Genomic DNA, 26,507 nt, shown 5'->3' with positions numbered 1-26,507 from the left:
CGCTCCTCGTCACTCAACACCAACGGCGGCAGTTTCGGATTCGGCATCACAACACCCTAACCACTGGCCCCGAAATTATGACTCAGGACACTAGGTGTATTCGGCCAGGACGTTGGTAGCGGGAAGTACGGGTTGATGTGGGGAGAGCCTCCGGCTGGGCCGCGGGAGTATGAACGGGCGCGGGTGCCGATCCGGATCGGCTGGCAGGCCGGGCGGGGTCACTGGGTGCTTGCCCGCCGCTCGATCACCGATCCGACGGAGATCGCCTACTACGTCTGCTACGGACCTCGCCGCTCGACGCTGCTGGACCTGGCCTGGATCGCCGGCAGTCGGTGGCGGTTCGAGGAGTGTTCCAGCAGGCCAAGCATGAGGCCGGGTTGGATCAGTATCAGGTCCGGTCGTGGCGGGCACGGTATGCCCACATCACCCTGTCGATGCTCGCCCACGCCTGGATCGCCGTCTCACGATCCCTCGTCACAAGAGGGGAACTGGCGCCGCCGACGACAAAACCAAGCACGGCTCAACCACTACAATCGACGCGGCTACCCACTCACCTAACTGCCGCTGCAGTACTAATCTAACGCAACGCCCAGGGGCACGGGTCCCGGCCGCCGATCCACCTCACCGGCAGGCGGATCGGGCCGCCCATCGCTATCGAGGACCGAACGTCCTCGCCTCGAACTTGGCTTCATCGCTGATCAGTGAGGTTGAGCGAGGACAGGAACAGGGCTGCGACGACGAGCAGAAACGCGTCTGCGAGGCCTGACGTGCAGGCGACGAGCACGACCGCAAGCACGAGGACGATGAGCACGGCTTCACGATGCGAAATGGCCAAATGGGCTGATGAGGTCTGGTGGGAGGTCACGGCGTCTCCGGTGGAAGGACGGTGGCGGATGCTACGGCGGTGTCTGGGGGCTCCGGCGTGGTTTGCCGGGTCCGCCTTGCAGCAGGGCTATGGGCGGCGGCGCGGGCTGGTGGTGTGGGTGGGTAGTTCCGTGTGCGAGTGGCGACGAGGGCTTCAGCTCAGGCCCTACAGCCATGGGAATCTCCTGATCTCGGTGACTTCGCGGTAGTCGGTGGCAGCCTCAGGTCGAACTGCTCGTCCTTGGGCTGATGACGAGGCGACTGTCGGTTGCAGAGCAGCAAGGGGACGAGGCGGCGCTGCTGCGCGCGTCACGAAGTAGCCTCGGCGTCGGGCCAGACGCCAGCGAAGTCAGATGAGCGAGACTTAGAGCGCTCAGCCAGCACTCGCCAACTGGTCGGCTGCCTGGTGCATATTGGCCAGCCCGGCACCCACACTGTTTCAGTGGAGGTCACAGGGGTATCGCAGCACGCGCGGCCTGTTGTTCGCGTCCGGGAACACACCAGCGGCATCCGACCATTCGAGGTGCCGTCGCCCAAGAAGGGGTCGATCACGGCGACACCGTCGATGCACAGAGTCAGCTGACCGCCACCAATCTCGCTGAAGGGCGTGGCATGAACGAAAGGACCAAGACTGTCGACTGTCCGCAGGTTTCAGCGAGGCAGGAGCTTGGCCACCTCGGTCCGTCGCGCCGCCCCTCGATGACCCGCCAGCCCGTTCCACGCGTTCGGCCTGCTCCAGGTCGGCACCACCACGCTGGTTGACGAGCCCTACGACGTGCGTCGCGCTCGACTACTCGCGCCGCCAAGGCCAGACCCGTCCCGCATTTCCGCGGTCTGTTCGCCGAGCTCGCCGCCGACCACCACTCCCCGCAGGACGTGCTGCGATAAGTGCACGCGGAGGGGCTTCGAAGGCGAGCGTCGCTAACGGCTCGGAGTGCGCTGTACCACCCGGCCGCCGCTCCGACGCATGACTCAAATAGACGCTGGTCGACACGGCCGAAGTGATCACCTGCGGGCGGCGACGGGTCAGCGCAGCTTCGCCGACACGCTCGGTGGGCTGACCCTTTGCGCACACGACCCGAACACCGGCACTCCACCGATCAGGTCACCCGTTTCCGTCGAGCCCCTCGGCATCGACACGAATCCCCTACAAAGCAGCCGTTGACGCCAGTAGACCACTTCTCACACTCTCCACAAGACGTGCATCAGCCACCGACTCGGAGCACGTAGGAACTCGACCGAGGGGTCTATCCGTGATCGGTGTTTCCGGCGTTGTTGATCAATAGGTTTCGACTCCCGGCCAGCGGTCACCGAACGTGATGGAAAACGCGTTGATCACTGGCTTCCAACGCATCGTCCACCGGGCGTGGCCAGTCCCGGACGTCGCTGCCCGGCCCCTCCGGCACCCGCCGGTACGCACCCGAAACCCCGATCCACCACGGCGTCTGCTGCGGCCGCGGCGCACCCTTGCGCAACGCGGCGGGCACGAACTTCGCGAAGACGTACGTCCAACCGAACTTCTCGGCCTCCGAGCAACACGCCGTCGCGTCCACGAACTCCGCGAACTGCGCGTTCGTCGCCGCATACGCTTCGATCGCGAATGGCTTGACGGTGACCTCACGCACCGGACCCTGACGATCGTCGGGGAACCCATCCGCGTCTTCGGCACCCGTCCGGAACACCCCGCCGGGCAGCACGATCAGCCCGTCGGCGTTGCTCGCCGGACCGCGCGGAACATCAACCGACACACCGGACGACCGGGACGGCGGACAACGTGGGACACGAAAACCTCCTACCGGCAGAGTAAACCGCACGGTCATCAACAGCGCCGGGACAAACGCGGCAGCGGCCGAGACCCACGACCGCCACCTCCGTCATCGCGCTCCGCCCGCCAACGAGTCCCGCGAAAATCCGACGGTGGTGCGCCTGCAGCACCAACGCGAGAGTTCTTCGTCCACTCGTGGCGTCAACCGATGGCTGTGACGAATCCGTTCCGGCTGCCGACCACGAGTGCGCCGTCGGCCGTCAAGGCGGGGTAGCTGTCGACCTTGCCGCCGAGGTCGACGTCGAAGAGCCGCCGGCCGCGAGGATCGTAACCGTAGGCGTGGCCGTTTTCGCCGCCGAAGTACAGCCGGTAGGACCGGTCGAGGACGGTCGAACTCCAGATCTGCGCGCCGATCGGCCCGTACCGGACCTCTTCGCGGCCGGAACGGACGTCGAAGGTGTGCACCACGCCACTGTGGTCGGCGACGTAGGCCAGGCCGGTTTCTGTCACGACAGGCGAGGAATAGGTGATCACCCGCGGCGCCTGCCAGAGAAGCTTCCCGTCCGGGCGGTACGCCCATTCGGCGCGCCCGTTGGTACCGAGCAGCACCGTGCCGTCCGGAGCCAGACCCGCCGAGACCTCCGTGAGGTCATCGTGCGGGTCCGCTCGCCAGGCCACGCGTGCGGTCGTGCCGTCGTCGTCGAGCGCGATCAACGCGGTGTCGGCGGTGGTGTACACCCGCCCGTGTCCGTCGGTCACCACCGAGCCGTAGGAAACCGAGCCCGTGGCGGCAGCCCAGACCACGCGGTGGCCTCCGGCGGTCACGTCGAGCGCGGAGACCGTACCGTCCCCGCTCCCGACATAGACGCGCTTCCCGTCCGTCGACACGGGCGAGGTCAGCCGTGACGAGAATGTCTCTGTCCACAGTGGCTTGCCAGCGGGCGTCAGCGCGATGAGCTGCCGGCCGCTGGGGACCAGGACGACACCGCTCGGCAGGACCAACGGGGAAATGGACAGATCGCCGCCCTCCGGGTTCTTCGAGTCGTAAGCCCACCGGTCGTGGCCGTCAGCGGGGTCCAGCGCGTGCAGCACGCCCGCGTTCGAAGAGATGTAAATCGTGCCGTCTGCCCCGACCACCGGCCCGGCCGTCGTCGCGCCCTCCAGTTTCCGCTTCCAGCGCACGACACCCCGCGTCGGGCCCTCGGTCGCCCCCGCGCCCGAATGACGAGCGTCGTGCAATGCCGACGGCCACGGCGACCACGTCCCTGTCCCCGCCGGCTGCACGGGCACTACGAACGTGCTCGCTGCCGCGTAAGGCGAACTCGCCGGAGGCTGCGGCTGTGCGGCACAGGCAATCAGCAGCGCAAGCCCCGCCAGGGAAACGCAAGCGAACATCGAACGTTGCAACACCATGACCGCGAACGTAGTGATCTTTCGGCTTCCCGACGCCGGGAAGCCGATTACGGAAGCCTGACAACCGTCACCGCGCAGGCCGCTCATCTCCGATGGCGCGCAGCAACCCCTCGAGGTCCTCGGCGCACGGGCCACACGAGCGCAGGTGCGCGGCGATCCGCGGGTAGAGCCGACCCACGTTCTGGTCCCGTTGAAGAGCTTCCGCGTACACGTGCAGCAGCGCCATCGCCTCGTCACAACCGCTGTCACGCGGATCGGTCTCGAGGAGGCGCACCAGGGCGTTCACATCGCTCATGACGGTCTCGATCCGCTCTCGTGCAGGAGTCCGTCCTCGACGAGCCGAGCCCGGAGCTTGCGCCGCGCGTCGAAGAGAGTCTTGTAGATCGCGTTGCGGTTCGAGCCGAGCTCCTGCACCAGCGCGTCGAGCGGAACCCCGTTGAGCACCAAGGCGACGAAGATCCTGCGCTGCCGCTCACTGAGTACCTCGTGCACTGCCTTGCGAAGCCCTCCGAGCAACTCGCTCCACTCGGCGTGCTGCTCGGGCACCAGCCCGAACCGATCCGGCACCGTGGACCAGTCCTCGATCTCCCAGCCGACGGGCGATGTCCGCCGGAAGTACCAGCCGAGCGTGGCCGATACCTCGAACACAACGAACTTGTAGGCCCAGGTCGTGAACTTGCTCTCGCCGCGGAAGCCGTCGACCTTCGCGAGCACCGCGACAACGGCGTCCGTGGCCGCTTGGTGCGCCAGGTCGTCGACTTCACTGGCTCCGATGCGGGCCCGGGCTGCCCGGCGGTGGCATTCGGCTCGCGCGATCCTGAGCAGGTCTGCGAACAGCCGCGCGATCGCCGCCTCGCGGTCGCGTGCGCTCGTCGAGAGCGATCGCACCCACTCGGCCGACTCCGCATCCACGTCGGCGAACTCTACCTTGAAGAAATTCGGCGACGCCACGTAAGACCGGCGACGGACGGGACGCAAAGGCAGGGGAGGTCCGCTATGCGAGGACCGGCGGTTCGAGGAAAGGAGGCAGTATGCCCTTCGAGGGTAGGACGGCGCTGGTGACCGGCGCCGGCCGCGGGATCGGCCGCGAGATGGCCCTCGGGCTCGCGCGCGGTGGTGCGCGAGTCGCCGTGCTCGCGCGGTCGGCCGACCAGGTCGCCCAGACGGTGGAGCTGATCCGCGCGGAGGGAGGTGAAGCTTTCGAACTCCCCACGGACCTGGCGGACGGAGCCGCCCGCGACGCGGCCGTGCGCCGTGTCCGAGAGATCTACGGCCCCCTCGAGATCTTGATCAACAACGCCGCCGTGGTGGCGCCGCTCCTGCCGAGCGCGCGGATCGACACCGCCGAGTGGGTCGCCTCTCTGACGACCAACGTGGTGGCGGCGGCCGCACTGACCTTCGCCGCGCTCCCGGCCATGGTCGACCGCGGCTGGGGCCGGATCGTCAACGTGTCGAGTGGGATCGTCGCCACGCCTGGAGGGATGATCGGCGGAAACGCGTACGTGACGGGAAAGGCCGCGCTCGAGGCGCATACGCTGAACCTCGCGACCGAACTGGCGGGGAGCGGGGTGACCGCCAACGTCTACCGCCCGGGCTCCGTCGACACGGCGATGCAAGCGTGGATCCGTTCTCGCGACGAAGCCGACATCCCACAGCTCCACCGGCGTTTCCACGAGAACTACCGCAACGGCCGGCTCATCACCCCCCAAGCCTCCGCCGGCGCGTTGCTGTCGCGGCTGGCCAGCGAGGCCACCGGCGAGATCTGGGACGTCGCCGACGAGCCGTCGCCGGCCTCCTGACCACAGACCCCCACACGAACGAGGAACGAACAGTTCATGCCACTGCTCAAGCCCGGGGACCGGTTCCCCGAACTCACCCTGACCACTGTGGACGGCGCCGAGCACCCGCTGCCCGCCGAGCTCGCCGGCCACTTCGCCGTCGTGCTGTTCTACCGTGGTTCCTGGTGCCCCTACTGCAATGCCCAGCTGCGAGCATTCCAACGCGCCGAGGAAAGGCTCGCCGAGCTGGACATCAAGGTGGTCGCGCTTTCCGTCGACGACGCTTCGACCACTCAGGAACTCGTGACCAAGCACAAGCTGACGTTCCCCGTCGGCCACAGCGCCGACGCAACTGCCCTCGCCAAGGCCACCGGCGCCTTCGTCCACGACGATCCGCAGTACGTCGAGTCGACCGGGTTCGTCCTGGATCCCGACGGCAAGATCCTCGTCAGTGTCTACTCGAGCGGCGCCATCGGCAGGCTCGTGCCCGACGACGTCCTGGGCATGATCCGGTACGTGCGGGAGCACCAGCCGAGCTGACCCGGTGACGGCCCCGGAAACGGCTGCCGTGGCTGCGCCGATCACCGCGATCGGCGCGGCCACGGCCCGGCCCCGAACCGCGGCACGTCCACGACCACGCGTTGCGGAGGCGTTAGACGACGGTAAGGGATCTTCACGGGTGATCGGAGGCACACTACGAGCAGTGCCTTACGTTGCGAGGAGTATTGCCGTGCAGAGTTCTCACGAGTCCGTCCGCCACACGGAGACCCATCGGAAAGCTTGGGCGATCCCGGTCGCGGCCGCGGGATCCGCGCTCGTCGTCGCGGCCGGGGCCAGGGTGATGGCGTTGTTCGCCGCCTCGATGATGAGCGGGTTCGCGCTCATCGGTTCGTGGCTCATCCTCACCCTGGGACTGGCCTACGCCGGGGCCCGCCTGCGGCCGCAGCTCGGGGCCGCTCTTCTGGTCGGCTTCGCCGCAGGAGTGATCGCCGTGGCGTTCTTCGGCGGGATGCAGATGCTCACCTGATCGATCGCCTCAGCGCGGTCACCGTCGTCATTCACGGCACGACGGTGGTCGACCGCTGGGGAGGCTGGGCCGATCAGGAACGTGTCGAGCCCTGGCCGCCGGAGACACTGACCAACGTCTGGTCGACCGCCAAGGGACTGGTGGCGATCTGCGGGTTCAACTCACCGAAAGCGGCGACCTGGACGTCGACAAGCCCGTAGCGCACTATTGGCCGGAGTTCGCCGCCGGGGGCAAGGCCGACATCCGAGCCGGCTGGCTGGGCCGGATCGCAGGTTGCAACCTCGGCAAACCCGTGGAGCTCGGGGCGGACCTTACCCCAGCGCACTTCAAGGAGTGCCTCGAAGCCGCAGGGGCATACCCCTCCTGGACTACATCCAGGTGCTGGATCCTCTGCCGGAGAGATTCCGGTTGCGAGAGGACTGCCTCTTGAGCACCCGGGACAACATCGACGGCTCCGACCGCGACGACGACATCGACTACTCGATCCTCGGCTTGCACCTGCTGGAACAGCATGGCGCCGCGCTCAGCCCGAACACGTCGCCGATTCCTGACTGCTCCTTCTGCCCTTCCCTCAGGTCCACACGGCAGAACTGGCCACCTACCGCAATCTGATCTAGTCTCGAGCCGCCCGAGACGGCAACCCACCGCAACCCCTACCGCGAATGGATTGGCGCCCAGATCCGCGCTGACATACACGGTTGGTCCACCCGGGCAACCCCCGTGCAGCGGCCTTGATCGCTTTCAAGATGCCTCGCTCTCCCACACCGCCAACGGCAGCTACGGCGCGATGTGGGCGGCGGCGCTGGTTGCGAGTGCGTTCACGGCGGGCTCAGCGCAAGAGGCACTCGAAAGCTCGCTGAAACACGTGCCACCGCGATCAACGGGTCACCGAGGTCGTCCGAGACGTGATGGACCAGCACTCGAAGGGCAAGAGTTGGGAGAGCACCCTCTCTCACATCGGGACTCGCTACGGCCATTGCGGATAGGCACACACGCTGCACAACGCAGCGCTCGTTGTCGCCGGGTTGTTGTGGGGCGACGGCGATTACGCCCGTACCGTGGGGCTGACCGTGCAGGGCTGCTGGGACACTGATTCCAACGGGGCAACCAGCGGCTCCGTCGCCGGCGTCCTCCTGGGCACATGCGGCCTTCCCGCCCGCTTCATCGATCCGCTCCGCGATCGGACCCGCTCGGCCCTCTTCGGATTTGATCACTCGACGACCACCATCGATGACCGCCGGAAGCTGAGCCGGAGGATGGCAACGGTCAGCGTCGCCTGGAGGATGCCTCGCAGGCTCCTGGTCGCCCACAGACGCTCGAAGACCCCGCCACCAGAATCCAGACATGTCACCAAGGTCGCTCGCCCCAGTCGGTCCCGCAGCAGATAGGCCGGAAGATCCGGACTGCCCGGTTCCTCCCACGTCTCGAGAAGGATGACCACCCGGCAGCACCTGGCTCCCGCGGCCTGTATCGCGCTGACGACCGCGGTCGCCGCAAACCCGCATAGCAGTCATCAGCTGAGCCGCGGCCGTAAAGCCGATCACCCCGGAAGACCGGCTCCAAGGCGCCCAGCCCTTCGGACCAGGCCTCGGACGCCGGCTGCTTGTCGAGGTGACCGCAGAGCAACGCGGTATCTTCGCCGGCAACGCCCTGCGACGCTGGGATCTCCACGAGCAAGAGTTGAGACCTGTCTTCGAGCTCGATCACCTCCGTAATCGCTCCGGGCAGATCCTGTCGGCGGAGCCACTCCGCCATGTGCTCGGCTGCCTGTCGCAGAAAGCCATTCTGCTGCCACTTCGAGTCACAACTGCCGGAGACGGCCGGAAGACGAAGTAGGTCAGCGAGGCTGGGCAAGATTTCCCGATCCCACATGGCAGCGACCGCGTCACGGACGCGTTGGTAATCCACCGGCGTTCACTCGAAGGTTTCAGATTTCGCTACGCACACCCCTCCGCTTGCCAGCACCGATCTCGCGGTGCCACGCGACGGCACTGCACCACTGTCGAGGGCATGCGTGTCGAAGGGACCGCCGCCAGCCATCGCATCAGTGAATTTCCCAGTAGTGCATGGAACGTTCACAGGGCAGGAGTGCCTCCGCGGACCGCGCGCGCGTTGTGGCGCGCCCAAGCGGAAAGCGGCAACAGCGATCGTCCGACAAGCGGCTTGCGAGCCCGCCGACGCCGTGCCGAGTGAAGGACCGGCGGCTTCCCGGACATGACCAACACGAGATACCTCCTCCTCGCACGCTAACCGCACGGTGACCAGCAGTGCCGTGACGCACGCCTCAACCGCAGAACCCGCAGCCGCCGGCGGTTGCCGCCGGACCGACCGGTAAGCCACGCGACGACCACCACCGTGACCGCGCACCCGCCCGCGACCAGACAGTCGAAGACGTCGCGGTGCGCTTCAGACGCAGGATCAACGCGGCACTTCTGAACCGTATATAAGCAACTTTCGATCAAATCACCGCCACTTCCCGGTGACGACTGCCTGAACCAGTTGCTCCACGAAGTCACGGTGATAGCGTCGGAACGGTCGAACCGGCTGCCGATCGGTCGTCTCCCTGACAACCCCTTTGAAGAAAAGCAGAAGGCGGCCGCGTGGTTCAGAGCGTCGATGACCCCCGAAAAGGCAAGCTCGTCGCCGACTTGATGTGTACGAGGGAGTGTGTTCGTGAGCAACCCACTGGTGGCCCAGCCAGTAAGTTCGACCACCGCCTTTTCCGGTGTCGAGCTGCTTGAAGATGCGCAGTCGGTATCGACGAGCATCGGGAACGGCGACTGGGCGTCCGGGGTACTCGGGATCGCCGGAACGGCGATGGATGCGCTGGCGTTCGTCGAGGATCCTTTCGGGTCGATCCTCCAGGCGGGTGTCGGCTGGCTACTGGAGCACGTCGGCCCGTTGAAAGAGATGTTGGACAAGCTGGCCGGCAACCCCGATCAGGTCATGGCGAACGCGCAGACGTGGCAGAACGTCTCGCAAGAGCTCACCGCCATCGGCCAGGATCTGGCGGCCTCCGTCAACGCCGACTTGCAGGGCTGGACAGGTGGGGCGTCGGATGCGTACCGCCGTCAAGTCCAGGACTTGGCCCAGCTACTGGGCGCCGCGAGCCAGGCATCCGCCGGTGCCGCGTCCGGGGTGCAGACCGCCGGCGAGTTGGTTGCCTCCGTGCGCGCCCTCGTTCGCGACACCATCGCCAAGGTCGTGGCCCACATGGTGTCGTGGGCCCTACAGGTGCTGGCTACCCTCGGGATCGCCCTGACGTGGGTCGTTCCTCAGGTCGTCCAACTGGTCGCGAAAACCGCCGCGGACATCGCCGGCCTCGTCAAACGGCTGATCAGCGCGCTCAAGACCCTTTCTCAGCTGCTCGGCAAAACCGGCAAGGTCTTCGACGGCGTCTCCGACGCGCTGAAAAGCATCAAGGGCGGCACCGTCTCCACCCCGACCGGACCAGGACTGCTGCGCCCGCCACCGAAACCGAACATGCTGCTCGGTGGCGCGACGAACGTGAGCCGGGCACCCGGAAGCAGGGCCCGCCCACGCCCGTCCGTCACCACGAACAGCCCCTCCGGCTCGGGCACCAACCTGCCGGCTTCGGGTGGCTACCGCCCACCGAGCTCGTACGACGACGACCTGCCCCTTTCGCCCGGTGCCCCCTATCAGCCACCTTACGGTGGAGTACCCGTCCCGTCTTCGGCGAACGACCACGTGATCTACGGGAACCTCAAGCCTCCCCGTCCACCCCAGTCGTCGTCTTGGGGCTTCTCCGGTGGCCACGTGCTGAGCAACGACCTTCCCGCCGGAACAATGCCTTACTCGTCACAGGCCCCCGGGGCTAAATGGCCCACCTGGCACGGCGCTGGAGTCAGCGGCGGCGTTCCCTATCTTCCTACACACGGGCCTGTCTATCCGGGTGCCGGAGGGCCTCCACTCGGCTCCGGGCCACACGGCTCTTACCCTCTGCCGAATGGTGTCTACGAACTGCACGACCCCACGATGACAACACCCCTTCACCGGCCGAACGGCAAGCCATTTCCCCCCGGGCCGGCTTACAAGCCGATGAGCACGATGTTTCCGGAAGGCATGAATCCGGGCATGGTCCAGAACACCGGCGGCCAGGCGTGGAACGGCGGACATCCGAACGGTGGCTTGACGCCCTTGGGGAGGCCTGGCAACTACTCGTGGGAAGGTCAGGCACAGATCCCGTTCACACCGATCTGGGACAAGCCCGGCGGCGTCCCGGGTAGTTTGCACGGTGACGGGTCGGGCAACCACCCGAACGCAGGCAACACGATCAACTTCTCTGGCTACGCCAACGGACGCCCGACTCCTCCAGGGCAGTATCCCAGTAACGTGACGCCTGCCACTTACTACCCGAACTCGAGCCAGTACCCGCCGCGGCCCGCGCCCTTCACTCCTGGATACCCCCCACGATGACCAACGCATTGGCCTCTCCATTCGAGCTGGGAGAAACCGTTTCAGTAGGAGTCGACCAGCACCGTCGACTGCGGATCATGGTGCCCAAGGAGTTCCTGCCCCTGGCTGCATGGCTGTACACCGACGCACAGCCGAACATCTCCGTCCTGGACCAGCTCGGCGGGGCTTTGGAGGACTGCCGGCGCCGAGGAATGACCATGATCGGAAACGGTTGCACCCTGGACTTCTTGAACGATCTGGTCGTACTCGAGAGCCGGTACGGCCGGTGGTCACGCTGCGTCGTTCCGCAGTCGGTGTTCTGGCCGGTGCTCAACGGGTTGCGGTCGTTCCTCATCGGAACCGCAAAATACTCCGGCTTGGCCAGGCCTGCGGACTATCCGCTGGCAGCCGTTCGGATTTTCGAGGTCCACCCCGACGACGGAGCGAAGCCCTTCGTCGTCAACTACACCTATTTTCCGCCGGAGTGGTCTGAAGACGAGGTACGCGCTGCAGGCAACGGCGCCTGGCAGTCTGAAACGGCCGTCCGCGACCCGGAGACGGGCGTTTGGTCCGGAATGTGGCGTGGGCTCGAGCTCGCCGGATACTTCGATCCGAAGACCGGTGAAGTGCAGACCTACTTCCCTGTGGTCGGTCCGTAGCGGAGACGCCGCCTACGCTACGGACCGTCGAGGAGGTGAACACTGATCACCCTGCTCACTCACCTTCTCGCGCGGGCGCATCCGTCCAAGGCCGGCTGCATGACGCCATGACGTCGGTGTCGCCGGTGCGGAGCCTCGACGTCGGTCGCCGATCTGCGGCGGCAGCGTGTGGCCGATGACAGTTGTAATGCACGTTCCAGACGGTCAGAGCCGCGGTACGGTCGGCTTCACTGGTCCAGGGCGCGGGTGCAGAGGGACTCTTCGGCCAGAATCCGGTTGTAGCGCTCGGCTTTCCCGTTGTGGCGTGGGATGAAGGGCGTGATCCGCTGGAGGCGGGCACCGCGGAGAACGGTGGCGAAGTCGCCTGCGCGGTAGCAGGAGCCGTTGTCGGTGACCAGGCGGTGGATGTGGGTCTGCCGTGCGGGCGAACAACGCCCGGGCCCGATGGAAGAACCCAATCGCAGTGCGGGCGGTTTCGTCGGGCAGGGCTTCCGTGTAGGCCAGGCGGGAGCCGCCGTCGATCGCGACGTGCAGGTAGGTGTAGCGGGGCCCCGGTGGCGATCCGGCGGGCGGAACACTTTCGGATCCGGCGCAGCTGCTCGATCCGGGCAACCACCTGGGCGGGGGTGGCGGTGGCTGGCGGTGCGGGACGCTCGGCTGGTTGAGCAGGCCGGCTTCGCCGTGGCGGCGCCAGCGGTTGACCCATTTCGATGCGCATTGGCGCGAGATGCCCGTCTCGGCGGCAACGTGGGCGATCGGGCGAGCCTGGCAACGTTGCACGAGCCGGCTGCGGCCCTCGACAGACAGCGGGGCGTTGTGGTCGTGCACGGACGGGTCTTCCTGTTCGGCGGACGGATTGGTCGCACTTCTCATCCTGCCGCCGAGAGACCCGTCCCTCTTCCCGGGCCCTCGCCCACGTCACCGCCGTCATGACCCGCGACCGCCAGATCCTCGACCTGATCGGCGACCCACAGAATCGGCTGTGCCTCGGCCAGCTTTCCTCTGACGCGACCCGTCGGCGGCAGAAGACCTGGCGCGGTGTCGGCCCAGTCACCCGAGTTCGCCGTGCGCAGCTCATCCCTGAGAACGAGCTGCGCCTGCGACGCCTCGTTCGCAGGTACGAGATTTGGTGCGAACGATCATTCCGTTGTGCGGCGTGACATCCATTCTTTTAACTTGATCTCCATGAGCCAAAACACGACACTGACCGAAAATCCCACGCCCGGCACGATCCTCGGCGCCTTCTGGTTGTACCTGATTTCCACTCTGGTGGCCGTCGTCGGCGCCATCTTCCTCGTGGTGAACAAGCAGGACCTCGTCGATGCCATAAGAACTGCCGACCAAGGCCAGGCGACCGATCAGCAGATCCAGCAGACAGCCAACGTGGGGTTGTGGGTGGCCGTCGCGATCGCGGTGGTGATCGCGCTCGTCTATGCGGGCCTGGCCGCGAAACTCAAGGCTGGTAAGAATTGGGCGCGGATCGTGCTCGCGATCCTGACTGTGCTGCAGGTCCTGTCTCTGATCATCGGCCGGGGCGGCACGGCGCTCGGCTACCTGAGCGCGGTGGCCGCAGTGATCGCGCTGATACTGGCGTTCCTGCCGCAGTCCAACGCCTACATCGCGGCTCGTCGACACTAGCGGCTGAGGCGAGACGATAGGGGTTGGGCGGCACCTGTCGCGCAACCCCTATCGCAGCGGAGCAGCCGGGAGGGAACGCATCAACCGACCAGCCCGCCGGCTTGTCAGGGCACCCAAGCGAGAGGCCGTCCTGGTCGCCGCTTCCCGCCCTGCTGTGTGCACAAGCGGCACTCAAGCTCGTTGGTTTCGCTCGAGCTTGACTCAGCGCGTGGCGACAACGCCCAGCCTCCCACGCCGGGCGTTCCCGTCTTCGCCGGCGCGTACGGATCAAGGTGCCTTCGACCTCACCATGTGACGTCTGTCGATTGACGTTTCGACGCCTGAAACAGCGTGCTCCAGGGCCGGCGGTGGCCGGGATCGCCCACCACCGGCCCTGCAGCCGTCGCGCGAACCCGCCGGTCAGTCAGTCAGGGCCAGGTCCGCAACGACGATCGCTCCGTGCGACGTCGCGCCGAAGACCAGGCTGACGCTCCTCACTGCGGCCAGGTCAACACCGATGAAGGCAGACAAGGGAATCCGAATCTGGTTGAGCAGCAGATGCGGGTCGGTCTCGTTCGGATCGCTGCTCTTCTTCGGGTAGTCCAACACATCACTGAAGCGGCTCACCCTCGCCGCACTGCTGTGCCCGGAGGCATCGGTGAGCACCACGTCCAGGTCCTGCGCGGCGCCCGTGGGGTTCGCCCCGCTGGTGAAGTCGACGCCGGCCCTCAGTCGTACGGCACCGAATTGCCGAACATCCTGGTGCTGAGTCGGGATCGCGTTGACCAGGGATGCGCCGGGCGTGGTCCAGGACAACTCCTCCGAACTCACCCCGAGCAGCCCCCAGCCTCGGTGGGGCTCACGGCGCACCACGGTCTGCGCCGACTGGAGGCACGACGCCGACGCATCAGTGGACGCACCGCCGCAGGGTCGCGCGTTCAGTCCGCCCACGAGCGTGACCGCTCCGCCCAAGTCGTTGGCGACCGTGTGGGCTGTCGTGGCGAAGCGGAAGACGTCCTCGCGCTGCCCGGTCGCCGACGGCGCGTGGTAGGAGACATCGACCTTGGTGGCACCCAGTGAAGCCGGAGCGCCCGCCGCGCCTTTCCACAACGGCGCGAAAGCCTGTTCGCCGCCGAGGTGGTACCGGAAGAAGCTGCTCATGTAAGCGGTCCCGACGTCGACCTGCTGGGAAGCCGTGAGTCGGGTCGGCGACGCCGGGGCGCACGGAGAGTCCGAGGCACCGAACCAATCGTCGAAACCACCGTCCGCACCTGGGCTCCAGACGGTGTTGAAGAAGTTGTGGTCGGCACCGCCCACGACCGCGAGCTCGCGCGGGAACCGGTCGTCCGGCAGACGGTAGCGACCGTCGTCGTAGTAGTGCACACCCTCGAGCGAGCTGACGTCCTGGTCGCAGTCCCCCACCAGGGTGCCCACCGGCAACCCCTCCGGAACCCGGCGTTCCTTGTCCGTCGGCGCCAGCGTGAACAGCGCGCGGATGGCGAACGGTGAGGCCAGCTGAGCGTTCTGCTCGATGGCGTTGACCATGCCCTCACCACCCCGCGAATGGCCCATGAGGCCGATCCGGCCGAGGTCGAACGACCGCACGGCCGCGGCCGGCAACCTGCCCGTGCCGGACGCCTGCCAGTCACGCAGCAGCGAGAGATGCTTGAGCACGAGCTCGCCACGAGCAGGCATGCCGAAGGACGTATCCTGGTTGTCGACGGAGTTGATGCCGTTCGCGCTGATCGAGATAACGGCGTACCCGTGGCTGGCCAGCGAAGTTCCCAGCGCACCGTAGCCGAGGTAGCTCGGGATCGGCTTCATCCCCGACGGACAGGGCCAATCGCCAGTCTCTTGATCGGGGTCTTCCGGGAAGCAGGTGGGGTGGCGGCCGTGGAGGAGCACCACGAGCGGGTATGGACCGTTCCCGGTGTCCGCCGGGTAGTAGGCCTCCGCGGTGAGTTCCACCTTGCCTGGGAAGCCGGTGGGCTGGAACGCTTGATCCCCCAGCGTGTAACCAGCTTCCTCGACCCTGTGCGGCCCGGGAGCGAGAGGGTCCGGCACCGCGGCGGGAGCAGCGGTCGCGGGCGAGACCAGCGAAGTGAACACCAACGCAACCAGCGCCGGCAGAGTGAAGCGCCGCTTCATCGGGCGACCTCCGACAGCGCGCCGATCGGACTGGCCGGCGAGTCGCCGAACTCGACCGAGACAGCGGCTCCGTCGTGGATTCGCGCCGGGTCCTCGACGGCGACCGTCATCCTGGCGAAGTCCTTGGACACGATTCCGCGACCCACCGGCGCTCCGTCGATCAGGACCTCTGGTTCTTCGTCGCGGTAGGGGAAGTGGCCGAACACGGTCATCCTCACGACCTGGCCGACCGCGGCGGCTTCCGGCCGGAGCCGTTCGGGCGCGGGCAGCACGACCGTGTCGACGGCGAGCCTGGACCCCCGCGCCAGCAACCGCCCCTGGGGGGCGGAGACCATCCGCACAGCTACGTCAGAGGGCAATTCGACCGGCGCGTCATCCGCATCGGCGGATAACACCTTCGGCGCCCGCGGTACGCTCACCGCAGCGGGCCCGGCCGCACCCGACGCGATGCCGATTCCGGCCAGCGTGACGGCGACAGCCACCAAGCCAGCAGTCAGCAATCCGGTTCCTCTTCGCATCTCATCCTCTCGATTCTGAATCCGGAAACAGCCAGGTACCGGCTCGACGTGTTCTGTCCCAAACCTCTACGTCGGCCGGCAATTTTCCACCATTGGCCTCACCTGGCCCACGCCAGACAACGTCGAGAGCACGTCCCTCGACGCTTTCTCAACCTATTCCCCCCCTTGAGGACGGCCGACGCCCTAAAGCATCGCCAATGGGCCAGCAGCACCCATGTAATTCTTGCGAACAGCCGAAGATATGATCGCCTAAACCTTCCAACCTTTGAAAAAAGTCGATTGCGATGATCGCTTCAGTGTTCGCTGAATGTACAACAATTCGACGCCCAACTGGCGGGGCTACTAAATAATTTGTTCACGTGGACACGAAACGGCATCCGGTTGATCAGAGCCCCTCGTGCCGTGCGGGTGGTACCCGTAGGCGGGCGCGCCCCACAGCACCTTTCCGTCAGGCCGGTATGCCCATTCGGCGCGGCCGTCGGACCCGAGCAGGACCGTGCCGTCCGCGGCGAGACCTGCCGGGACCTCGGTGATGTCGTCGTGCGGATCGACGCGCCAGGCGACACGCCAGGTCGCACCCTGATCGTCGAGCGCGATCAGAACGGTGTCGGCGGTGGTGTAGTCCCGTCCGTGTCCATCGGTCCCGACCAATCCGTGGGACACCGATCCGGTGTCCACGCGCCAGACTACGCGGTCGCCGGTCTGAGTCACATCCAGCGCCCGAGCCCGGAGTCGTCCAGATACCGAGCGCTGCGATGAGCAGGCCAATTGTCCCGGCAACGGACCATCGATAGACAGCCCACCGACGGATGTCACTCTACAGAGCCGGATGATGGCGCCGCGCTTCTGGGCACCAGCCGAAAGGCCAACAAACCTGGCGCTTTCGTCCAAAGTTCAGATCATCTCACCAGATCAGCCATTATGCGTGCTCGAAGTCCGTACGGTTGTGTATGAGCTGACGTTTCCCAGCGAAGAAAAGAGGCTGACCATGGACGCAGTGTTCGAGAAATACTTCGGGATCAGCGACGCCGCCGTGGCCGGCCAGCGTTCGCCGCAAGAGTTGTTGACCGTGTTCACCCCAGATGCCGTGGTTTCGACCGGTTCCGGCGAAGTTTATCGTGGCACGGCCCAGATTGAGGGCTTCTTCACAGCACTTCTGAGCCGTAACGACAAGCTGCATCACGCCTGGACTCCCGAGCAGACTTCCGCCGACGGTTCCGTATCCACCCGCTGGGGCGTCGTGGGCCTGCGCAAGACCGGCGAGATCTTCACCGCTCAGGGCACCGACGTCGCGCAGCTCGATGCCACCGGTCTGATCAGGCGGCTCGACATCCACTTCGACTGACCATCCACCACCACCACCACCACCACCCCATCCTGCCGAAGTTCTTCGACACGACGCCACAACCGACCGTCGCGCCGTCGGTCAGGACCTGCGCGCCCTCGTCGCGATAGGGAAGTGGCCGAACACGCCACCCGTTGATCGCTGCGACGTGCACCGTTGCCTCATAGCGGACTGTGAGATTGTCAAACCGTGTGGCGATGGCTGTGGCCTTGCTCGGTGGCCAGGTGCAGCTCGGTGATCCACTCGCCCCGCGACCGGCCGAGCGCGTGGTCGGCCGGCTCGAGCTCGCCCACACCACGCGGCGGTTCCTTCTCCAGATTGCCGTCGATGCGGACACCTGCCGCGTACTGGTGGGCCCGGCTGATTGTGGAATCGACACCGACGTCCCAAATGATCAACCCGGCAGCATCCGCCCGGGTCTGCAACGCCGTTAGGATTACCGCCCACACCCGGGCACGCTGCCAGCGCCGGAACAAGCCACAGACGGTTTGTCAGCAGCCGTACACAGGTGGGACATCACGCCAGGGCGAGCCGACGCGGTCCCGCCAGCGGATGCCGCCCCAGAAGCTGGCGTTTACTCCACAGCAGTGAGCGGCCGGGTTTCTTGCCGACAGGCACCATCGGTTCCAGGATCGCCCACTGCGCGTCGGTCAGATCGGCTCGCCGCGCTGCCGTTGGGTGAACACGAGGTCTCCGGTGTTCTCGATCTTCTTGGTCGTTGATCGATCTACCGGAGACCTCGCCTATTCGCTCCAAGACACGCCGCACCGCCGGTGCTACTCGGCAATCTGACTGGTCAGCACATCAAAACAGTGATCCCAAATGCGGCTTCGTGCTCGACCAGTCAACGGGGCTGCCTCGGCCTGGTTCACCTCCCCCGCAGACGGGGTGCAACCATGCCGATAACGGCAGTGATGATCAGCGCCGCACCCACCACGGCGCACAAGACCTCGAGGATCGGTGTCTTCACCTGCTCGGTGTTCAGCCGCATGATCGGTTCGGCGGTGCAGATCACGCCGACCAAGAGGAGCACCACGCTCGCGCCGAAGGTACGGGGGATGACGTGCAAACGCTTCTTCTCAGGCATGCAACCTTTCCTTTCTGCCGGTCGAACGAGAACTACCCGAGCGGGCGCGACGATCAATCAGTACCGTGACGACCTTGTCCTGAAGGCCGACGGTTGTCACCCGAACGGTCAAACTTCCCTGAATGATGTTTGACACCGGTGCACCTTCGACCGCGCTTGCGCGGATCAACTTCCGAGCCGGCCACCGTTCGCGTCTGTCCTGGTGGCCGAAATTTCCGATTTTCTCGTGCCACTCCCCCCACCTCCGCCGCACTGCGTGGCACCATGCGAACAACTGCGTGCTCGACAGCACACGACCGTCCAGACCGGAGGAACTGCCCATGCCGTCCGCCCCGACCGCACCCGTTCAAGGAGAGGTAGCGCAAGGCTTCGAAAGGGTCGAAGAAGCCTTCCGCGAGAACTTCACCGATCGAGGCGAGCTGGGCGGCGCGGTGACCGTCATCCACAACGGCACGACTGTCGTCGACCTGTGGGGAGGATGGGCCGACGAGCAACGCGAGTCCGCTTGGCAGCCCGGAACCCTCACCAATCTTTGGTCGACGACGAAAGGGCTCGTCGCGATCTGCGCATTGCAGCTGGCCGAGAGCGGAGACCTCGATGTCGACAAGCCCGTGGCGTACTATTGGCCCGAGTTCTCCGCCGGAGGCAAGACCGACATCCCTGTCCGCTGGCTGCTCTCCCACCGGTCTGGAGTGACCGGAGTCTCGCCGGAACATCGTGTGACAACGGACGATCTGCTCGACTGGCACAAGATGACCCTCCTGCTCTCCGCACAGGAGCCCCTGTTCGAACCGGGAACCACCAGTGGGTACCACGCCCTGTCCTTCGGGTTCCTGGTCGGCGAAGTCATCCGGCGGATCACCGGACAGACTGTGGGGCAGTTCCTCGGAGCCAGCGTCGCGCGCCCGATGAGTGCCGATGTCCACCTCGGTCTGGAACCCCGAGATCTCGTCCGCTGCTCGATGCTGATCGGGCCATCGGCGGATGAAATGAGCGGAGCCGCTCCCCCCGCACCCTCGCTCAGGGCAGCGATTGCCGCATTGGCAAACCCCCAGCCGCGGCCCGAGGACGCCAACCTGGCCCGATGGAGGGTCGCCGAGATCCCCGCGGCCAACGGCCATGGGACGGCACACGGTCTCGCGACGATATACGGCGCCCTCGCCGACGGGTCCGAACGCCTGCTTCGCCGAGAGACCATCGAACGAGGCAGAACCAGCCAGGGACTTTGCACTGATCTGGTGATGGGGCTGGAGAACGAGTTCGGTCTGGGGTTCACCCTCGGAAGCCGGCAGCGCAGCTTCGGCCCCAACTCCCACAGCTTCGGCCACGACGGCTTCGGCGGTTCAACAGCGTTCGCCGATCCCGAGAACGGCATCGGTTTCAGCTACGTCATGAACCGGATGGGTCCGCTTCCGCGCGATGATGCCCGCAAGATGGCCCTCGTCGAAGCGGCCTACACCTGCCTGGCAGATCTCGCGATGTGACTACCTCAGCCGAGCCCGGCTGATCGTGCGCCGTCTGACGTGCTGGGTTCAGAGATTCGGCGACGGGGCGACTCGGTGGCTCGTGCGCAACCCAGGAGCCGCGCACGAGCCACCGCGGTCAAATTCAGCTGTCGGTGAACCGCTGGTACTCCTCCGCGGTCATCAGCCCGGTACCCTCCGAACCGACGTTCTCCACGTTCGGGTCGATGTCGAGTGTGACCAACCAACCCTCGTCGTACGGGTCGTCGTTGATGATCTCCGGGCTGTCGACGAGAAGGCTGTTGACCGAACTGATCACACCGGAGATCGGGGCGTACACCTCGGACACGCTCTTCGGCGACTCGATCTCCCCGAACGGCTTGCCGGCGACGACTCGGTCCCCGACTCCGGGCAAGGTCACAGTGAGGACGTCACCAAGCGACTCTTGAGCAAAGTCAGTGATACCCACGCGTCCGGAACCGTTTTCGAGCAGCCGGAGCCACTGGTGCTGAGCGGTGTACTTGACTTCGGGGTCGACTTCGGGCACGACTTGTAATCCCTTCCTTGCGCGGTGATTCACATTCGAGTCAGGTTGAGACAGGTCCGCTCGCCGGTGGCCTGAACCCTGACAACTCCTCGAACTTCTCAGTACGTTGGCCGAACCGGAACATCTCTACGTTCCGTCCTGGCCTACTCCGAGCGCACCGTCAAGAAGGACATCACGTCGATCTCAAGCAAGTTCGACTTCCGCGATCGCACGTAGGCTGTCGCGTTCGCGATCCGTGCCGGGCTGCTCTAGCGGAAGATCCAGTCGCGCCGGCTCCTCTCGTCGCCTGGCACCAAGTCACGCGACTCCCGCCTTCACGGCAAAGGCAACGGCGTGCGCCCTGCTGCGGAAGTCGAAGCGCTTGGACAGCGCCCAATAGACGTTCTTCACAGTGGCCTCGGAGTAGCTCAGGTTCTTCGCTATCTCAGCTGTGTCAGCGCCGTCCGCCAGCAGACGCAGGATTGCGGCTTCGCGCGCACTGAGGCGCGGTGTGACCGCGTCGGACGAGCGCGCACTTTCGCTGCGCAACTTCTCGATCATCGTCGAGCGGACCAACCCACGGTCCAACGACGTGGTGTCGACGCTCCACGCCGCAGCGTGTATCTTCATGCCGAGATCGCCGCGGTTCATTGTGGCTCGCTTCATGATTCCGACCACGCCGACGTCCGCCATCCGCGAAAGCATCATCTGTTCGACGTCGTCGGCTGCGAGAACCACCGGGAGCCTCCGATGTGCCGCCATTTCCTCAAGCCGACAGACATCCGTTTCGGTTACGGACGTCACGGCGTACACCAGCACATCGGGCTGGACACCAAGCTTCGGTAATTGCACGGTGGCATCACTGCGGACGATTGCCCGTAGTCCCCAGAAATCGATCTCGTTCCCCGCGTCGATCTCGACGGTAACCGGCACCGGCCGCGCTTGCCATCGCCGCATCGTCTCTCCCGGTCGGTCCATCCGGTCGACTCAGCCCTTCCGCGATCCCATGAGATCGGCGACCGCAGTCAGCTCCCCGTTCGCACACAGATCATTTCGAGGATTTCTTGACGAATCCTTGTGCGATCGTCGAATGTCCCGAACCCCAGGCATATCCGGTCGCCGCGCGGCCCTCGGCGGGAGCGGAGGGGGTGACCCGCCGAGCGTGCTTCCACGCTACCGCAGGGTCGGGTTGGGAAGTCGAATTGCCCGAACAGCTCAGATAAGGAGCACGAAAGGTCCTCGGTCAGTCCCGACGGGTCGGCTCGAGCCAGGCCAACCGCAGCACCCACGACCCAGCCGATCGGTGGAGTGTTCCGGCAGCCGTCACGTCGGCCAAGATGTTGTCACGAACCACTGGTGTGAAGCCAGGCCCGTAGTCGACGTTCACCCGACTCGCGAAGCCGGCCGCGGCGATGGCGACATCGACCTGCCCGTCATGAGCGGACCGTACCTCCAAGACGCCGCAGATCACCACACGCCGCCCCGATTCCCCATCTGCGGAGGTGCCGTCGGCAGGGTGTTCGTGGAGAAGGCATCTGCCGATTGTTTCGCACGCGTGGCCGGGCAGGGTCACGGCTCGTGGTTCGGGCACAACGCCCCGCGTCGTGATCTCCAGGACTGCTACCTCGGCGCTGTCCCGTCGCCGACCGTCGGCTGCGAACTCCGCCATCTCAGAACGGTTCCAACTCATCCGGAACGATGTGCACCGCTCCCTCCTCGGCGGACGCTGCCCCACCGTCGATGCCGACATCCACTCCGTACAGGTACTGATAGTCGTCGAAGCTGCCGTCGAACTCAGCCAAGCGCCCGGCACGCGCTGTGCCGACCTCGGCGTCGTAGGGCTCGCCATCGGTATCAGTCGTGTCACCCACACCGTCGCCCTCGTTCGGCTGTGTGTCCGGCACTTCCCTGGCCAGCCGGGCGCCGAGGCTCTCGTGCCCGGCGGCTTCTCGCGCAGTGAAGCCCCAGCGACCGAGCGACCACGAGCGCTCCGGTGGCGAATAGCCCTCGTCGAGGACGTCCTCCACGCCGGTGTCGTCGAGGCTCTCGTCCGGTTCCAGCAGGCCCGAGTCGATGTCGACCCCGTCGACCTCGTCGCTGTCGTCCGCCATCATTCCTCCCTCTCCGCAGCTTGAGAGAGAGTGGCGCGTGACGGGACCGTTCGCATCGGGATAGACCCGAGTGCACTCCCCAGTCCCGGACTCCACCGACCCCAGCCACGCGAGGCGACTCGGGTCTTCCCCGACGCGAGGCACCGCGGTGACGGCAAGACTCCAGCCATGAAGCTCGACGAAGACAGTCTCGAAGTGACCGGCCTCGGGCCAAAGGGATGCACATGATGGCGATCTCACGCAATTTCCACAGCAAGCGCCGCACCGACGTCGATGCGAGCCGAGTGCCGCCGGGGCAGCACCTCACCAACGGCTTCCCGGTCTTGTCGGCCGGCCCGACACCGAAGATCACGGCGGACAAATGGACGTTCACGATCGGAGGAGCGGTCGGCCGGCCCGCTCGCTGGACCTGGGATCAACTGCGTGCCCTGCCGAGTGAGCCGATCACGGTCGACATCCATTGTGTCACCAAATGGTCCAAACTCGACACCTCGTGGGCCGGCATCTCACTTGATACCCTGCTGGCCGAGGTCGAACCGCAGGCTGACTACGCCCTCGCCTACAGCGAAGGTGGATACACGACCAACTTGCCGCTCGCCGACCTCGTCGGTGGCCGAGCGTGGCTGGTCCACGACTTCGACGGCAAACCACTGGCGCCCGAGCACGGAGGCCCTGTCCGCCTGCTCGTGCCCCACCTCTACTTCTGGAAGAGCGCGAAGTGGGTGCAGGGCATCGAGCTGCGGGAGCGGGACCAACCGGGCTTCTGGGAACGCTACGGCTATCACAACTACGGAGACCCATGGCAGGAACAGCGGTACGCCGGCGACTGAATTGGCGTTCGGCCACAGTGTCCGACCTCGTCCCGGAATCAGCGACCGCGAAGACGATCGTGCTCGACTTACCGGACTGGCCGGCCTACTCGGCCGGGCAGCATGTGGACATTCGCCTGACGGCCGAGGACGGCTACCAGGCCGAGCGCAGTTACTCCATCGCATCCGCTCCCGGGGACGGACACGTGATGCTCACGGTCGAACGCCTCGACGACGGCGAAGTCTCGCCCTACCTGGTGGACGAGCTCCGCGTCGGTGACGAAGTGGAAGTGCGGGGGCCGGTCGGGGGCTACTTCGTCTGGAAGCCGGAGTTCCTCAGCCCTGCGCTCCTGATCGCTGGGGGCTCGGGTGTTGTACCGTTCCGGTCGATGGTGCGCCACCACCTGGCCGCGGAAAGCACCACGCCCATGCGCCTGCTGTACTCGGCCCGTACCGAACAGGTGCTTCTTTACCGTGACGAGCTCGATCGGGCAGACGGAGACCACGAAGTCGACGTCAGGATCACCCTCACCCGCGAGCAGTCCGAAGGCTGGTCCGGACATCGGGGACGCATAGATCGTGACTTCCTAGAACGGTTCGGCTGGCCGGCGTCCGAACGTCCGCTCGTGTACGTCTGCGGGCCGACCGCCTTCGTCGAAGCGACAGCTGACATCTTGGTGGCCCTCGGCCACGACGCAGACCGGATCAAGACAGAACGCTTCGGCGGAACGGAGACACCATGACTACCGCACTGGACGGCAACGCGATCGCCGGCACCCTACGGGCGGCGTTCGGCGCGGAAATGACCACCGCCGAAGGTTCGTGCGCGACCTGCGGAGCACGTGGTCCACTCGCACAGATGCGCGTGTACGCCGAAGCTCCCGGTGTGGTCGGCCGGTGCGACGGCTGCGACAACGTCCTCATGGTCATCGTCCAAAAGGGAACGATGGCGTGTGTTGACGTCTCCGGCTTCTCGCAGCTCGATCAGCCGGAACTCTGACGGTCGGCTGAGCCGCACCGGCACCTTGTGGTGTCGAGCAACGCGAAGTGGCGGTGCGCGGGTGTCCCGCCCGCACACCGCCACTTCGACCGGGTCCAGCCGAGAGATCTCACCTCGAGCGAGCGCTTCCGGGCCGGCGCACGATCAGGCCACAGGCGGCCAGTGGTCCGCCCAGGCCGTCACGGACTCGAAGGCTGCCGAGGCCCGCAGGACGTCGCCGTCTGCGAGGTGGCGGCCGATGATCTGCAGACCCACCGGGAGCCCGCCCGCGGTGAAACCGGCCGGCACGCTGGCCGCGGGCTGACCTGTCAAGTTGATCGGGAAGCAGAAGCCGAGCCACGTGGTCGAGGGAACCATGCGCCCTTCGACGATTTCCGGCCCCTGGGTGTAGAGGGGGAACGGCGGAACCGCCAGCGTCGGTGTGATCAGCAGATCGTAGTGGGCCATGAGCCGCCACATCTTGTTCTGCACTGCTTTGCACGTCATCCGCGCGCTGGTGAGCTGTTCGGCCGTCCACGGTTTGCTGATGATCTCGACGACGTTCGGGGACATCTGGTCGCCGTACTGCTCGATCAACGCACGCATCCCGGCCAGGTCGGTATCGGCCATCACCACGGTCCAGAACGCGCCTGATCGAGGTATACCGGGCGGTAGATGTGCAACGGCGCACGCTGGTCCTGCCGAAACACCCTCGTCCTGGCGCCCCTTGGTGCCAACTCGAGGTCCAACACCCCCAGTTTCCCGAGGCCCCACCCCCAGGCCGGCCTGGGCCGGGCTGCCCAACTCGAGAAGTTCGGCAGGCAGCGCGGCCGGAGTGCACCGGATGAGGTCATCCCGCCGGTTCATCCCACGCTGGCGGTCGAAGCGAAACGGCTGATCACCTCGCCGATGCGACCAGTGATTTCGGTAAGCCCCTCGCCGGTGAAACAGTTGGTGAACACGAACGGACGCCCTTCGCGCACGGCACCTGCGTCGCGCTCCATCACCGACAGGTCCGAACGCACCATTTCGGCCAAGTCGATCTTGTTGATCGCCAGCAGATCGGAATGGGTCACGCCGGGCCCACGCTTGCGCGGGATCTTGTCCCCTTGGGCGACGTCGATCACGAAGATGAAGTAGTCGGCCAGAGCGCCGCTGAAGGTCAACGTGAGATTGTCTCCACCGGACTCGACGAGTACGACGTCCGCGTCGGGATATCGCTGCGTCAGCTCGTCGACGGCGTCGAGATTCATCGTCGGATCGTCGCGTACCGCCGTGTGGGGGCACGAGCCCGTCTCCACGCCCACCACACGCTCCGGATCCAGCACTCCCGCCAGCGTCTTCCGCACGTGCTTCGCATCCTCGCTGGTGAAGATGTCGTTGGTGACCACCAGCGGTGTGTGTCCCGCCTCGATGAGCATGGGGACCAGGGCCTCGATCAATGCTGTCTTCCCCGAACCCACGGGCCCTCCGATGCCGATCCGCGCGACTCCGGGCGCCCGCAACCCGGCGAGCGAAGACAGATCGTCGTGGCTGTGGCCGTGGCCGTGGCCGTGGCCGTGGCCGTGGCCGTGGCCGTGTGAATGTGGCGCCATGGAGCTTGTTTCCTTCCTCAGCTGGCGAACAGCCGAACTTCGATTTCTTCGTCCTTCATCGCCATCACGTCCAGGAGCGGCGTGGAGCTGCTGATGTCCGGAACCCCCTTGTCGGTGGCCACCAACGCGGTTTTGGCGATCACCGGACGAACCTCGTGCAGCACCGCTTGGGCCGTCGTGTGATCAATCAAGGACAGCCGTATCGCAGCAGCGACCCAGTTCGTGCAGAACGCGAACAACTCTCCGGTAACCGCTTCCAGACGCGGCAGCCCGAGACATGCGCTCGGGATTCCGGAGAGCAACCACTCACCCGGAATCATCGTTGCCCCTAAGGGATCGGGTTGGCCACGGCCACGAGTTGCGTTCCGGTCCGGAACGTGGCTTCGA

29 protein-coding genes and 4 pseudogenes are annotated in these 26,507 nt (G+C 65.9%); 15 read left to right on the top strand and 18 right to left on the bottom strand.

Annotated elements, in window-relative coordinates:
* Positions 1-141: 141 nt before the first annotated feature.
* Positions 142-488, top strand: a pseudogene (locus ACWEOE_RS40700) (IS701 family transposase); the annotation flags it as partial.
* A gap of 200 nt (positions 489-688) precedes the next feature.
* Here the strand turns inward: ACWEOE_RS40700 and ACWEOE_RS40695 are convergent.
* From ACWEOE_RS40695 to ACWEOE_RS40675, 5 genes and pseudogenes are all read right to left on the bottom strand, one after another.
* The gene (locus ACWEOE_RS40695; RefSeq protein ID WP_452018950.1) at positions 689-865 is read right to left on the bottom strand and encodes a hypothetical protein; all 177 of its coding nucleotides are present in this window, start codon (positions 863-865) and stop codon (positions 689-691) included.
* A gap of 1,432 nt (positions 866-2,297) precedes the next feature.
* Positions 2,298-2,684, bottom strand: a pseudogene (locus ACWEOE_RS40690) (SUMF1/EgtB/PvdO family nonheme iron enzyme); the annotation flags it as partial.
* 146 nt (positions 2,685-2,830) lie between these two features.
* Positions 2,831-4,129: an outer membrane protein assembly factor BamB family protein gene (locus tag ACWEOE_RS40685; RefSeq protein ID WP_452018948.1), complete on the bottom strand. Its 1,299-nt coding sequence runs from the start codon at positions 4,127-4,129 to the stop codon at positions 2,831-2,833.
* Complete coding sequence (locus ACWEOE_RS40680) at positions 4,110-4,337, bottom strand: hypothetical protein (RefSeq protein WP_452018946.1); 228 nt, start codon at positions 4,335-4,337, stop codon at positions 4,110-4,112. The genes ACWEOE_RS40685 and ACWEOE_RS40680 overlap by 20 nt, the downstream gene beginning before the upstream one ends.
* Positions 4,334-4,954 carry a sigma-70 family RNA polymerase sigma factor gene (locus ACWEOE_RS40675; protein WP_452018944.1) on the bottom strand — a complete coding sequence of 207 codons (621 nt, stop codon included), beginning with the start codon at positions 4,952-4,954 and terminating at the stop codon, positions 4,334-4,336. The genes ACWEOE_RS40680 and ACWEOE_RS40675 overlap by 4 nt, the downstream gene beginning before the upstream one ends.
* A 119-nt stretch (positions 4,955-5,073) precedes the next feature.
* Between ACWEOE_RS40675 and ACWEOE_RS40670 the strand changes: the two genes are divergently transcribed.
* The 6 genes and pseudogenes from ACWEOE_RS40670 to ACWEOE_RS40645 form a co-directional block, all read left to right on the top strand.
* Positions 5,074-5,841, top strand: coding sequence for an SDR family NAD(P)-dependent oxidoreductase (locus ACWEOE_RS40670; protein ID WP_452018942.1), 768 nt, complete (start codon positions 5,074-5,076; stop codon positions 5,839-5,841).
* 36 nt (positions 5,842-5,877) lie between these two features.
* Positions 5,878-6,360: a peroxiredoxin family protein gene (locus ACWEOE_RS40665; protein WP_452018940.1), complete on the top strand. Its 483-nt coding sequence runs from the start codon at positions 5,878-5,880 to the stop codon at positions 6,358-6,360.
* Between the two features lie 190 nt (positions 6,361-6,550).
* Positions 6,551-6,847: a hypothetical protein gene (locus ACWEOE_RS40660; protein ID WP_452018938.1), complete on the top strand. Its 297-nt coding sequence runs from the start codon at positions 6,551-6,553 to the stop codon at positions 6,845-6,847.
* A complete protein-coding gene (locus tag ACWEOE_RS40655; protein ID WP_452018952.1) occupies positions 6,844-7,047 on the top strand; it encodes a serine hydrolase in 204 nt (67 codons plus the stop codon). The genes ACWEOE_RS40660 and ACWEOE_RS40655 overlap by 4 nt, the downstream gene beginning before the upstream one ends.
* A 226-nt stretch (positions 7,048-7,273) precedes the next feature.
* Positions 7,274-7,459: a hypothetical protein gene (locus tag ACWEOE_RS40650; protein ID WP_452018936.1), complete on the top strand. Its 186-nt coding sequence runs from the start codon at positions 7,274-7,276 to the stop codon at positions 7,457-7,459.
* 383 nt (positions 7,460-7,842) lie between these two features.
* Positions 7,843-7,995, top strand: a pseudogene (locus tag ACWEOE_RS40645) (ADP-ribosylglycohydrolase family protein); the annotation flags it as partial.
* A 62-nt stretch (positions 7,996-8,057) separates the two neighbouring features.
* Here ACWEOE_RS40645 and ACWEOE_RS40640 read toward each other — a convergent pair.
* Positions 8,058-8,288, bottom strand: coding sequence for a hypothetical protein (locus ACWEOE_RS40640; protein WP_452018934.1), 231 nt, complete (start codon positions 8,286-8,288; stop codon positions 8,058-8,060).
* 1,232 nt (positions 8,289-9,520) lie between these two features.
* Here ACWEOE_RS40640 and ACWEOE_RS40635 point away from each other — a divergent pair.
* Positions 9,521-11,284 carry a WXG100-like domain-containing protein gene (locus ACWEOE_RS40635; RefSeq protein ID WP_452018932.1) on the top strand — a complete coding sequence of 588 codons (1,764 nt, stop codon included), beginning with the start codon at positions 9,521-9,523 and terminating at the stop codon, positions 11,282-11,284.
* Complete coding sequence (locus ACWEOE_RS40630; protein WP_452018931.1) at positions 11,281-11,922, top strand: EndoU domain-containing protein; 642 nt, start codon at positions 11,281-11,283, stop codon at positions 11,920-11,922. Before ACWEOE_RS40635 ends, ACWEOE_RS40630 begins: the two co-directional genes overlap by 4 nt.
* Before the next feature lie 55 nt (positions 11,923-11,977).
* On the opposite strand, the pseudogene ACWEOE_RS40625 reads toward ACWEOE_RS40630, so the two are convergent.
* Positions 11,978-12,750: pseudogene (locus ACWEOE_RS40625) on the bottom strand (integrase core domain-containing protein).
* 357 nt (positions 12,751-13,107) lie between these two features.
* On the opposite strand from ACWEOE_RS40625, the gene ACWEOE_RS40620 reads away from it, so the two are divergent.
* Positions 13,108-13,560, top strand: coding sequence for a hypothetical protein (locus ACWEOE_RS40620; RefSeq protein WP_452018929.1), 453 nt, complete (start codon positions 13,108-13,110; stop codon positions 13,558-13,560).
* A gap of 399 nt (positions 13,561-13,959) precedes the next feature.
* Here the strand turns inward: ACWEOE_RS40620 and ACWEOE_RS40615 are convergent, their stop codons facing one another.
* From ACWEOE_RS40615 to ACWEOE_RS40605, 3 genes are all read right to left on the bottom strand, one after another.
* A complete protein-coding gene (locus ACWEOE_RS40615) occupies positions 13,960-15,687 on the bottom strand; it encodes a poly(ethylene terephthalate) hydrolase family protein (protein WP_452018927.1) in 1,728 nt (575 codons plus the stop codon).
* Positions 15,684-16,169, bottom strand: a complete 486-nt coding sequence (locus ACWEOE_RS40610) for a hypothetical protein (RefSeq protein WP_452018925.1) — start codon at positions 16,167-16,169, stop codon at positions 15,684-15,686. Before ACWEOE_RS40610 ends, ACWEOE_RS40615 begins: the two co-directional genes overlap by 4 nt.
* 378 nt (positions 16,170-16,547) lie before the next feature.
* Positions 16,548-17,096 (bottom strand): hypothetical protein, encoded by a 549-nt coding sequence (locus tag ACWEOE_RS40605; protein ID WP_452018923.1) that lies wholly within the window; start codon positions 17,094-17,096, stop codon positions 16,548-16,550.
* 97 nt (positions 17,097-17,193) lie between these two features.
* Here ACWEOE_RS40605 and ACWEOE_RS40600 point away from each other — a divergent pair, with 97 nt between their 5' ends.
* Complete coding sequence (locus ACWEOE_RS40600) at positions 17,194-17,550, top strand: nuclear transport factor 2 family protein (protein ID WP_452018921.1); 357 nt, start codon at positions 17,194-17,196, stop codon at positions 17,548-17,550.
* Positions 17,551-17,732: 182 nt separating this feature from the next.
* Here the strand turns inward: ACWEOE_RS40600 and ACWEOE_RS40595 are convergent, their stop codons facing one another.
* Together ACWEOE_RS40595 and ACWEOE_RS40590 are read right to left on the bottom strand one after the other, a co-directional pair.
* Complete coding sequence (locus tag ACWEOE_RS40595) at positions 17,733-17,975, bottom strand: hypothetical protein (protein WP_452018919.1); 243 nt, start codon at positions 17,973-17,975, stop codon at positions 17,733-17,735.
* Positions 17,976-18,418: 443 nt separating this feature from the next.
* A complete protein-coding gene (locus ACWEOE_RS40590; protein WP_452018917.1) occupies positions 18,419-18,637 on the bottom strand; it encodes a hypothetical protein in 219 nt (72 codons plus the stop codon).
* A gap of 320 nt (positions 18,638-18,957) precedes the next feature.
* On the opposite strand from ACWEOE_RS40590, the gene ACWEOE_RS40585 reads away from it, so the two are divergent.
* Positions 18,958-20,121 (top strand): serine hydrolase domain-containing protein, encoded by a 1,164-nt coding sequence (locus ACWEOE_RS40585; protein WP_452018915.1) that lies wholly within the window; start codon positions 18,958-18,960, stop codon positions 20,119-20,121.
* A gap of 124 nt (positions 20,122-20,245) precedes the next feature.
* On the opposite strand, the gene gcvH is transcribed toward ACWEOE_RS40585, so the two are convergent.
* The 3 genes from gcvH to ACWEOE_RS40570 form a co-directional block, all read right to left on the bottom strand.
* Positions 20,246-20,647 (bottom strand): glycine cleavage system protein GcvH, encoded by a 402-nt coding sequence (gcvH, locus tag ACWEOE_RS40580; RefSeq protein WP_452018913.1) that lies wholly within the window; start codon positions 20,645-20,647, stop codon positions 20,246-20,248.
* Between the two features lie 297 nt (positions 20,648-20,944).
* A complete protein-coding gene (locus tag ACWEOE_RS40575; RefSeq protein WP_452018911.1) occupies positions 20,945-21,604 on the bottom strand; it encodes a helix-turn-helix transcriptional regulator in 660 nt (219 codons plus the stop codon).
* A 692-nt stretch (positions 21,605-22,296) separates the two neighbouring features.
* Positions 22,297-22,737, bottom strand: a complete 441-nt coding sequence (locus ACWEOE_RS40570; RefSeq protein WP_452018909.1) for a DUF5709 domain-containing protein — start codon at positions 22,735-22,737, stop codon at positions 22,297-22,299.
* A 224-nt stretch (positions 22,738-22,961) separates the two neighbouring features.
* On the opposite strand from ACWEOE_RS40570, the gene ACWEOE_RS40565 reads away from it, so the two are divergent.
* From ACWEOE_RS40565 to ACWEOE_RS40555, 3 genes are read left to right on the top strand one after another with little or no spacing between them, the layout of a single operon-like run.
* Entirely contained in the window at positions 22,962-23,567 is a 606-nt protein-coding gene (locus ACWEOE_RS40565; protein WP_452018907.1) for a sulfite oxidase-like oxidoreductase, read from the top strand.
* On the top strand, positions 23,537-24,289 hold the full coding sequence (locus ACWEOE_RS40560) for a ferredoxin reductase (protein WP_452018905.1): 753 nt from the start codon (positions 23,537-23,539) through the stop codon (positions 24,287-24,289). The genes ACWEOE_RS40565 and ACWEOE_RS40560 overlap by 31 nt, the downstream gene beginning before the upstream one ends.
* Positions 24,286-24,546, top strand: coding sequence for a DUF6510 family protein (locus ACWEOE_RS40555; RefSeq protein ID WP_452018903.1), 261 nt, complete (start codon positions 24,286-24,288; stop codon positions 24,544-24,546). The genes ACWEOE_RS40560 and ACWEOE_RS40555 overlap by 4 nt, the downstream gene beginning before the upstream one ends.
* A 144-nt stretch (positions 24,547-24,690) precedes the next feature.
* Here ACWEOE_RS40555 and ACWEOE_RS40550 read toward each other — a convergent pair whose 3' ends face one another.
* From ACWEOE_RS40550 to ACWEOE_RS40540, 3 genes are all read right to left on the bottom strand, one after another.
* A complete protein-coding gene (locus tag ACWEOE_RS40550) occupies positions 24,691-25,155 on the bottom strand; it encodes an amidase family protein (protein ID WP_452018901.1) in 465 nt (154 codons plus the stop codon).
* 233 nt (positions 25,156-25,388) lie between these two features.
* The gene (ureG, locus tag ACWEOE_RS40545) at positions 25,389-26,120 is read right to left on the bottom strand and encodes an urease accessory protein UreG (RefSeq protein WP_452018899.1); all 732 of its coding nucleotides are present in this window, start codon (positions 26,118-26,120) and stop codon (positions 25,389-25,391) included.
* A 17-nt stretch (positions 26,121-26,137) separates the two neighbouring features.
* The coding region (locus ACWEOE_RS40540) for an urease accessory protein UreF (RefSeq protein WP_452018897.1) at positions 26,138-26,507 on the bottom strand (370 nt) is incomplete at its 5' end.

The sequence above is a fragment of the Amycolatopsis sp. NPDC004368 genome (assembly GCF_053602515.1).
Note: the sequence above shows the minus strand (reverse complement) of the source record. Positions and strands in the feature narration are given on the sequence as shown.